Source organism: Xenorhabdus griffiniae, from assembly GCF_015163655.1.
Taxonomy (GTDB): Bacteria; Pseudomonadota; Gammaproteobacteria; order Enterobacterales; family Enterobacteriaceae; genus Xenorhabdus; species Xenorhabdus griffiniae.
The window spans coordinates 1-7,423 of sequence record NZ_JADEUF010000145.1 but is presented as its reverse complement, the minus strand read 5'-3'; the positions used below and the strand labels follow the sequence as shown (position 1 = coordinate 7,423).

Genomic DNA, 7,423 nt, shown 5'->3' with positions numbered 1-7,423 from the left:
GTATCGCAACACGTTATGAAAAGACAGCGCGGAACGACCTGTCCATGGTGAAATTAGGCTGCATTCGGCTCTTTTACCGGAGATTATATAATTAAGGGACACAACCTAATAGTGGCTTGTTCGTCAATTTGGATAAATGAGAGTGTCTTTGATGAGTGTTCGGTTACCAGTGATTCGTAAGCGATAAATTCATGGCCGGCAGGGGATATAGGAATCGCTAAATTATTTTCATCAACAATAATTATCTTAATTGGATTATTGAAAGAGACATTATTTAATAGCGAAAGATAATTTTTGTCGATAAATAATATCTTGGGATGCAATTTTTCAAAAACAAAATTTAATGTGGCTGCATCTGTTCGGGTACTCAAGGCATTAAGAATACCACCGGATAAAGGAACAGCAAAATGTAACTCAAGCAATTCATGGATATTGGGTAAAATAGCCGAGACTACGCTCCCTTTATCCACCCCCATTTGTTGGAGAGAGATAGCAATCCTTTCACAGCGATTGGCATATTGGTGCCAGGTCCAATGTTGTTTGCCATCAATAATGGCAATATCACTACCATTGCTTAATATAGCCCTTTTAAGAAATAAAATCGGTGATAATGCCGTACCGGTATATTCACGTAAGAATGAATTATTGAGAGTCATACTCTTCACTCCATCTCATTATCGTTAATAAAATGTTGCGTATTTTAAAAATAATCTCTGGCAGAAGAATAAGCAATGTCGGAAAAATTTAAGGAGGGTATTTTATTTCAATTTTTCATGTAAATAATGCGGCTTTATTTTATGTTTTTTAATATGCAGCTTTCATTAATTAAACCTGATAAAGTTACGGTTTAAAAATAAATTGAATAATTCTATTTTATACCAATCTAACTTCAAGATGCGTGTGATATCTCCCCGCGAAGCGGGGGAGATATCAGGTTTCATATAATGTTGTTAATTGTAATGCGTATAGATAATAAAAAAACGCTCACTACTAAATATAAAAGGAAAAGCTATGTTCAATTTAGCGGGAAAAATTGCTTTCATTTCAGGCGGCACCAAAGGTATTGGCACGGGCATTGCCAAAGTATTGAAGCAAGCGGGGGCTGTTACCATTATTGCCGGCACTGATGAACTGAGAGGAAAAGCCATTGCCAAAGAGCTAGAAGTTGATTTCATTCCCCTTGATGTGACTGATCAAGCAGCATGTAAAAACGTGATTGCCCAGATTGTTGAAAAGTACGGTAGGCTCGATATTCTTTGTTCCAATGCAGGTATTTTTCCACAACATTATCTGAAAGATATGACAGCGGCGGATTGGGATTTAGTGCACACGGTCAACCTTAAAGGGACATTTTTCCTGGTACAGGCGGCATTGAATGTCATGGAAAAGCAGCGTTACGGACGTGTTGTTATTACGTCATCAATAACGGGGGAAATAACAGGCATTCAGGGTTACAGCCACTATGGTGCCAGTAAGGCAGGGCAACTCGGGTTTATGCGCAGTGCCGCGTTGGAATACGCGGGACAAGGCATCACCATTAATGCAGTTATGCCAGGTATGATCATGACGGAAGGTTTAAAGTCATTTGGTGATGAATTCCTCAGTTATGCGAAAGAGATCACGCCAATGCGGGCTTTGGGTTCGCCAGAAGATATTGGCTATGCTGCCTGTTTCCTGGCTTCCGATGAAGCGAAATATATTACCGGACAAACGATAGTCGTTGATGGTGGGCAGGTTTTACCAGAAGTACCGGAGGCTTGATCCTTTTACAAAGATTGTCGTAAGACAGTAGAAGAAGGTAAAATGTCTACCCAGTAAACACAAGGAAGGGGATTTGTTCTCTTCCTGATTTTTTATTGTCTGAATCAGGTAAGAAATATTATGTCACTGAATTATGAGCGTAAACCTCTTCCATTGCCAAATGGGAACAAGAAAGTGCTGCTGCACTCATGTTGTGCCCCATGTTCTGGGGAAGTGATGGAAGCAATGTTGGCTTCAGGAATTGATTTCACAATATTTTTCTATAACCCGAATATTCATCCCCTGAAAGAATACGAGTTGCGCAAAGATGAAAATATCCGTTTTGCGCAGGAGATGGGTATTCCTTTTATCGACGCCGATTACGACCGTGATAATTGGTTTGAACGCGCGAAAGGAATGGAAAATGAACCTGAGCGCGGTATTCGTTGTACAATGTGTTTTGATATGCGTTTCGAACGAACGGCGCTTTATGCCCATGAACATGGTTTTCCAGTGATTACCAGCTCACTCGGTATTTCACGCTGGAAAAATATGCAACAAATCAATGAATGTGGCGTTCGTGCCGCTTCCCGTTATCCTGACTTAATGTATTGGGAATATAACTGGCGCAAAGGGGGCGGATCTGCCCGTATGATAGAAATCAGTAAACGAGAAGAGTTCTATCAGCAGGAATATTGTGGCTGTATTTACTCGCTGCGGGATACTAATCGTCATCGCCTGACTACCGGCCGTGAAAGAATTAAATTAGGTACGGTCTTCTATAGTGCGGATAGCAAGAAAAAAGAATAAAAAAGCCTGCGCGGAAGCAGGCCAAAGATACGGCAAGTATAAAAATCCCTGGTGGTGACTTAGAGCTTAGTCGGATTAGCTCTAAACAGTGATGAGTCACCATGACTATATGTGATATGAGATACCGCCGTCCAATGGATTGCACAGATCAATAAGAGGAGATTGATCGATAAAAACGATCATAATATCTTCGCTTAATTGTGGTTGCGGCTTTTCAGTTTGATCTAAACGAGTTTATATGAAACTGGAAAGCCTTGATTTATGGAATATCACACTAACGATTAGTTATTAAATGAATCACTAATCTTTGCCGTATCTGGAGCGATTGGGGGTACAACCAAAACGTCGGCGATAGCTTTGAGTGAAATAGGACTGACTAGAAAAACCCGATTCCAGTGAAATATCGGCGATACTCATTTCGCTATTGAGTAATAATTGATGTGCATAAAGAATGCGTTGTTCACTAATCCAGGCTTTGGGTGAAGTACCATAGACACTGTTAAAAAGCTCCTTAAAAGAAGTTAACCCCATACCAAATTCACGTGCGAAGTCATTTAATTTCCATTCTTTGAGATAGTGAGCTTCCATAAATGTTTGCAGGCGTTCTACCGGACGGTTGCTTAATTTCCGTAGAATAGACATTAGCAGTGTTCCCTGTTTACCCAAGGAAAGCAGCAACAATAACTCTTCAACTCTTAGTTGAACCAAAGCAGGAGGGGAATCATGCGCCAGTAAGTTCGCCAGCCCGCGAATGCTTTCTGTTAACAAGGGAAACTGGTTAAAAGGAATCAACCTATAAGCAGGAAATTCTTGTCGCTCTAACTGACTTAATAATGATCCGAAACGTTGTAAAAAACTACGTAAAAACTCCATGTGTAAGGGTAACCATAATAGCTGGCAACTTTCTGTATTGGTTTTAGCTGCATAACTTCCAGGGTGGGTAAAAAGGATTTCATTCGATTTAATGTGATAAGTGTTTATACAATCTTTCCACACCATTTCGCCATCAAGTAAAATATATAGCCCTCTTTGTTTATGCTCCAGGATATTGAAATCCGGCATAGTTAATTGGAACGTACAAATATTCTTTTGGTTTAAGCCCGTCGTCCTTTTCATCTAATACTCCTAATTTTCCGTATCGTGAGTAATCATTTTTTGATGAGTGCATGAAGTGTTTTTTATTATTAAATAACCGCTGGTATTATATAACTAAATAAATATTTGTGTTAGGTTTAAGTGTAATTTTTTGTGATTAAAAATGATTTGTCTGTTTTTTTACCTTATTTTGATCAATATCTGCATGGTCAGTTTTAATATGTTGTTAATGTTAAAATAATTTTTATTTATTTATAAGGTTTTTTTATTGAGTTATTTATTTTTAATGTTTTTAGTCGTGGAGAATATCAATGGCGAGATGAATTTCGCTATAAGTTTTTTTTATTCATTTAAATGTTTGTGTAGTAATAATATATACCAATCTAACTTCAAGATGCGTGTTATATTTTCCCGCGTAGCGGAGAGATATAAACAATCACATTGATTTGCAAGCTGCAACTTGAAGTTAGATTGGTATAGTAGATAAAATCGTAGGTTGATTCATCATTCATATGAATAATGAAATATAAAATTAACATTAAAAAATATCAATTCTTGGGGAGCTGTAAGAATGTAAACCATAGCAGATTAACCCATTTAGTTCTGATTGCAGATTTATATACGTATTAAACTTCAAGTTGCAATTGACAACACGATATGAAACTTGATATCTCCCGCGAAGCGGGGAGATATCAGACGCATCTTGAAGTTGGATTGGTATAGATGAAATAACCATAAATCAAATAGTTATTGGGGATGATGTGTTTTCAGGTTTTAACCATGATGTATTTAAATTGTTAAATAATTGTTTTTTTGTGGTTTGTGATATGAAATAAGAAATAAAATTTATATTGCCGGCTTTTCTTACTTCATAAATGTGAGAAAATTCAACGATAAATCAGAGGATTAAACTCAAATAGAAACTTTATCCGTGTAATAACGCTATAAATCCCTCTGTTATAGCTTCGTAGATTGTTTTTTATACTTGTACAATGGTAGGATGTGCTCCCACAGCCTGTTTTTGTTACCTGCTAAGGCATATGTATAGATATATTTTGCTGATGGAATATAAGAAAAAACCACAAAAACGAGAACAATATGACAATGTATCGTTTTTCAGATAACGCTTTTTTATACAGTGTATGGCTCCTTTGGGGAATTGCATTGGGACTGTATCTGTATGGTGCGCATTTTAGTTGCGCCATGACAGCAATTTTATCTTTTTTAGCCTTAGTGTTTTACTTTATGAAAATGAAATTGAGAATAAACGCTATGTTTGGAAAAAAAACAACCGAGGCAGCAACTGCCAGTTCTTCGACATCCACTATGGGTATCAAGCCTGAAGAGAAAAAATTACCTGAAGCTGAGATCCGCCCTAATACTATTATTGCAAAAAACTCAATCTTCAAAGGGGATGTCGAAATGGAAGGCGATATCCAGATCTGGGGTAAAGTTGTTGGCAATATTCGCGTAAAAGGTGGTGCCATTCGGATTATGCATGCCGGCAAAGTAGAAGGTGAGCTGAATGCACCTGAAATTATCATTGATGGTCATGTTGAAGGCACATGCTGTGCGGAAACGTTAGATATCCTTGAACATGGCGAGTTACGAGGCATTAGTCGTTGTGGCAGTATGTCAATTCGACGCGGTGGATTGTTTTTTGGCCAATCCGAACAGGTTGATAATAAGAAAAAACCAGAAATGGAACGAGTTATTTCCATTAGAGAAAATCAAGGTGATAAGCCAAAAGCGAAAAGTAACGCTTGATAATCAATAGCCAAGGAGGCGTTGTGGTTGTCGAATTAGAAACAGAAAGATTGCGGCTCCGTGCCTGGAAAGCCGAAGACAGAGAGCCTTTCTTTCGCTTAAGTAGTAATCCCGACGTAATGGAATTTTTTCCTGACATACTGACTAAGACGCAAAGCGATACTTTTATTGATAATTGTATTCGCAAGTTTGAAATGCAGGGTGGCTGGGGATTATGGGCGGTTGAATTAAAACAAAATGGTGAGTTTATCGGCTCTGTAGGACTGAATGTCCCGAACATCAAATTTCCATTCTCACCTTTTGTTGAAATCGGCTGGCGTCTGGACAAACCATTTTGGAGGCAAGGCTATACGTGTGAAGCCGCTCGCAGAATTTTTGACTTTGCATTTACGGAAATCGGATTGGAAGAGGTTGTCGCTTTTACCACGATTTCTAATTACCGCTCAGAAAATGTCATGAAAAAATTGGGTATGGTTAGAGATGAAAAAACATTTCTCCACCCAGGGTTAGAAAAAAACCATCCATTAAGGGAGCATGTCCTGTATCGGCTTCGGCGTTCAGATTTTGTATGAAAATGGTTGAACGCCATCAAGGTTATCCTAACGGATAGAGATAACCTTGATGGAAGCGATTTTATGTCAGATTATTACTGCCTGGATATGACCAGAGCGACGCGGCCAATAAATTTGATATCGCTGATTGCACAATCAAAAGTAACGTCGCTATCGCTGACCCGAATCTTGCTGATTGGGATTTTGGCAATCTTTTTGATACTGTGCATACCTTCAATATCCACCAGCCATAAACCATCTTGAATATTGTCTTCCTGCGTATCTAGCAGATACCATGAGGCACCATCATCAACAATCAGTGGATTTTTGAGTTCCTTGGAAATCAACTCGCTGTCCAGAATTACAGGGCTAACTTCGTTGAGTTTACCGCCCGATAATTTTACACGAGAGATGGATGGGGCAATGATATCTTCCAACCGTTCCGCTTTTTTGTTGCTTTCTCCATCTGGAAACATTTCTCCCTGACCCGTGCTCAGCCACAGCAGTGAAGCGCCAGTTTCGAGATTGCACTGGATGATCCAATCCGCAGGGAAACTATCACGAAGGTAGCGGTTTGCCATCGTGCTTTTGGAAACGCCCAAATGGTCACTTAGGGCCTGACGTGATTTAAATCCATATGCGCGGACAAGACGTTCAATAGCAGGTCTTCCCCCACTATCGGCCCCCATTTTGATCTCAATATTGGTATTTTTCATTGACAGTACAGATAAGAGCTATTAGTATCCCGCCTAAGTTCTCGATGTGAGATCTTTGGTGGGCCCAGATTGGTTAAGATGAAAACCATTGAGAGATATTGCATCATGAACGCCCAAATTTCAATCTTTATGCCTGATATCGAAGTATTTCGGAAATGCCATTGAGGATAGGTGGATAGTTTGAAATGAAGAGAATGTTGGAAATCGCGGGGGATTTTGAGGAGCGGTTTGTAGAAAAATGTTGAGGGAAAATATGGCGAATACAGAGAAAGAAAAGTTTGCCCAGATTAACCTCGGCCAGCGGCTGGAAGGACTGAATTACCTGTCGAGGATTAGGGCGACATATTGGGGTGACAATGAAAAGGAGTTAAATCGGTTTTTTGCCGATATGCGCGATAAAAGAGACGATTACTATGAAGAAAATAAACGAGCGTTATCTGCCATTTTCTATTTGGCGAATATCCCGCGCTCCCGCCACGACAGTGAATACAACCATTTTACTCAAGAGGAAAAGCGGGCGCTGATCAAAGCGATGAATCATATCAAGGTCGTTGTCAGCCAATTTCCCAAGTACCTGACATTGCCTAATTAACTACCGCTTTCTAGATGGTGTCGTCATGAGGTAAATTGTGCGATAATATTTCTTCTTCCATCAAAAGAGCTGATTAACCATGAGTATACCTGCACACCGCCGTCACGATATTTCAGATCATATTTGGGCTCTGCTTGAACCTCATCTACCTG

8 protein-coding genes and 1 pseudogene are annotated in these 7,423 nt (G+C 39.3%); 6 read left to right on the top strand and 3 right to left on the bottom strand.

Translation table 11 applies throughout. The features are described 5' to 3' along the window. A pseudogene (locus IQ211_RS17050) lies at positions 1–95 on the top strand (IS5/IS1182 family transposase); the annotation flags it as partial. On the opposite strand, the gene IQ211_RS17045 reads toward IQ211_RS17050, so the two are convergent. After that, positions 84–656 carry an AMP-binding protein gene (locus IQ211_RS17045; RefSeq protein ID WP_189760744.1) on the bottom strand — a complete coding sequence of 191 codons (573 nt, stop codon included), beginning with the start codon at positions 654–656 and terminating at the stop codon, positions 84–86. The pseudogene IQ211_RS17050 and the gene IQ211_RS17045 sit on opposite strands and share 12 nt — an antisense overlap. Before the next feature lie 355 nt (positions 657–1,011). On the opposite strand from IQ211_RS17045, the gene IQ211_RS17040 reads away from it, so the two are divergent. Continuing rightward, on the top strand, positions 1,012–1,761 hold the full coding sequence (locus IQ211_RS17040) for an SDR family NAD(P)-dependent oxidoreductase (protein ID WP_189760745.1): 750 nt from the start codon (positions 1,012–1,014) through the stop codon (positions 1,759–1,761). A gap of 120 nt (positions 1,762–1,881) precedes the next feature. Then, positions 1,882–2,550 (top strand): epoxyqueuosine reductase QueH, encoded by a 669-nt coding sequence (locus tag IQ211_RS17035; RefSeq protein WP_189760746.1) that lies wholly within the window; start codon positions 1,882–1,884, stop codon positions 2,548–2,550. 300 nt (positions 2,551–2,850) lie between these two features. Here the strand turns inward: IQ211_RS17035 and IQ211_RS17030 are convergent, their stop codons facing one another. Beyond that, complete coding sequence (locus tag IQ211_RS17030) at positions 2,851–3,666, bottom strand: helix-turn-helix transcriptional regulator (RefSeq protein WP_189760747.1); 816 nt, start codon at positions 3,664–3,666, stop codon at positions 2,851–2,853. Between the two features lie 1,251 nt (positions 3,667–4,917). Here IQ211_RS17030 and IQ211_RS17025 point away from each other — a divergent pair. Together IQ211_RS17025 and IQ211_RS17020 are read left to right on the top strand one after the other, a co-directional pair. After that, on the top strand, positions 4,918–5,412 hold the full coding sequence (locus tag IQ211_RS17025) for a bactofilin family protein (RefSeq protein ID WP_189760748.1): 495 nt from the start codon (positions 4,918–4,920) through the stop codon (positions 5,410–5,412). Between the two features lie 23 nt (positions 5,413–5,435). Beyond that, positions 5,436–5,984: a GNAT family N-acetyltransferase gene (locus IQ211_RS17020; protein WP_189760749.1), complete on the top strand. Its 549-nt coding sequence runs from the start codon at positions 5,436–5,438 to the stop codon at positions 5,982–5,984. Positions 5,985–6,058: 74 nt separating this feature from the next. On the opposite strand, the gene IQ211_RS17015 is transcribed toward IQ211_RS17020, so the two are convergent. After that, on the bottom strand, positions 6,059–6,679 hold the full coding sequence (locus tag IQ211_RS17015; protein WP_223281815.1) for a phage repressor protein CI: 621 nt from the start codon (positions 6,677–6,679) through the stop codon (positions 6,059–6,061). A 253-nt stretch (positions 6,680–6,932) separates the two neighbouring features. Here IQ211_RS17015 and IQ211_RS17010 point away from each other — a divergent pair, with 253 nt between their 5' ends. Beyond that, positions 6,933–7,271, top strand: a complete 339-nt coding sequence (locus IQ211_RS17010) for a DUF5347 family protein (protein WP_189760750.1) — start codon at positions 6,933–6,935, stop codon at positions 7,269–7,271. The last annotated feature ends 152 nt before the right edge of the window (positions 7,272–7,423 follow it).

What these genes read in the sequence shown, in the direction of transcription:
- IQ211_RS17045 (WP_189760744.1), bottom strand. Translation starts at nt 656, where the DNA reads ATGACTCTCAATAATTCATTCTTACGTGAATATACCGGTACGGCATTA.
- IQ211_RS17040 (WP_189760745.1), top strand. Translation starts at nt 1,012, where the DNA reads ATGTTCAATTTAGCGGGAAAAATTGCTTTCATTTCAGGCGGCACCAAA.
- IQ211_RS17035 (WP_189760746.1), top strand. Translation starts at nt 1,882, where the DNA reads ATGTCACTGAATTATGAGCGTAAACCTCTTCCATTGCCAAATGGGAAC.
- IQ211_RS17030 (WP_189760747.1), bottom strand. Translation starts at nt 3,666, where the DNA reads ATGAAAAGGACGACGGGCTTAAACCAAAAGAATATTTGTACGTTCCAA.
- IQ211_RS17025 (WP_189760748.1), top strand. Translation starts at nt 4,918, where the DNA reads ATGTTTGGAAAAAAAACAACCGAGGCAGCAACTGCCAGTTCTTCGACA.
- IQ211_RS17015 (WP_223281815.1), bottom strand. Translation starts at nt 6,679, where the DNA reads ATGAAAAATACCAATATTGAGATCAAAATGGGGGCCGATAGTGGGGGA.
- IQ211_RS17010 (WP_189760750.1), top strand. Translation starts at nt 6,933, where the DNA reads ATGGCGAATACAGAGAAAGAAAAGTTTGCCCAGATTAACCTCGGCCAG.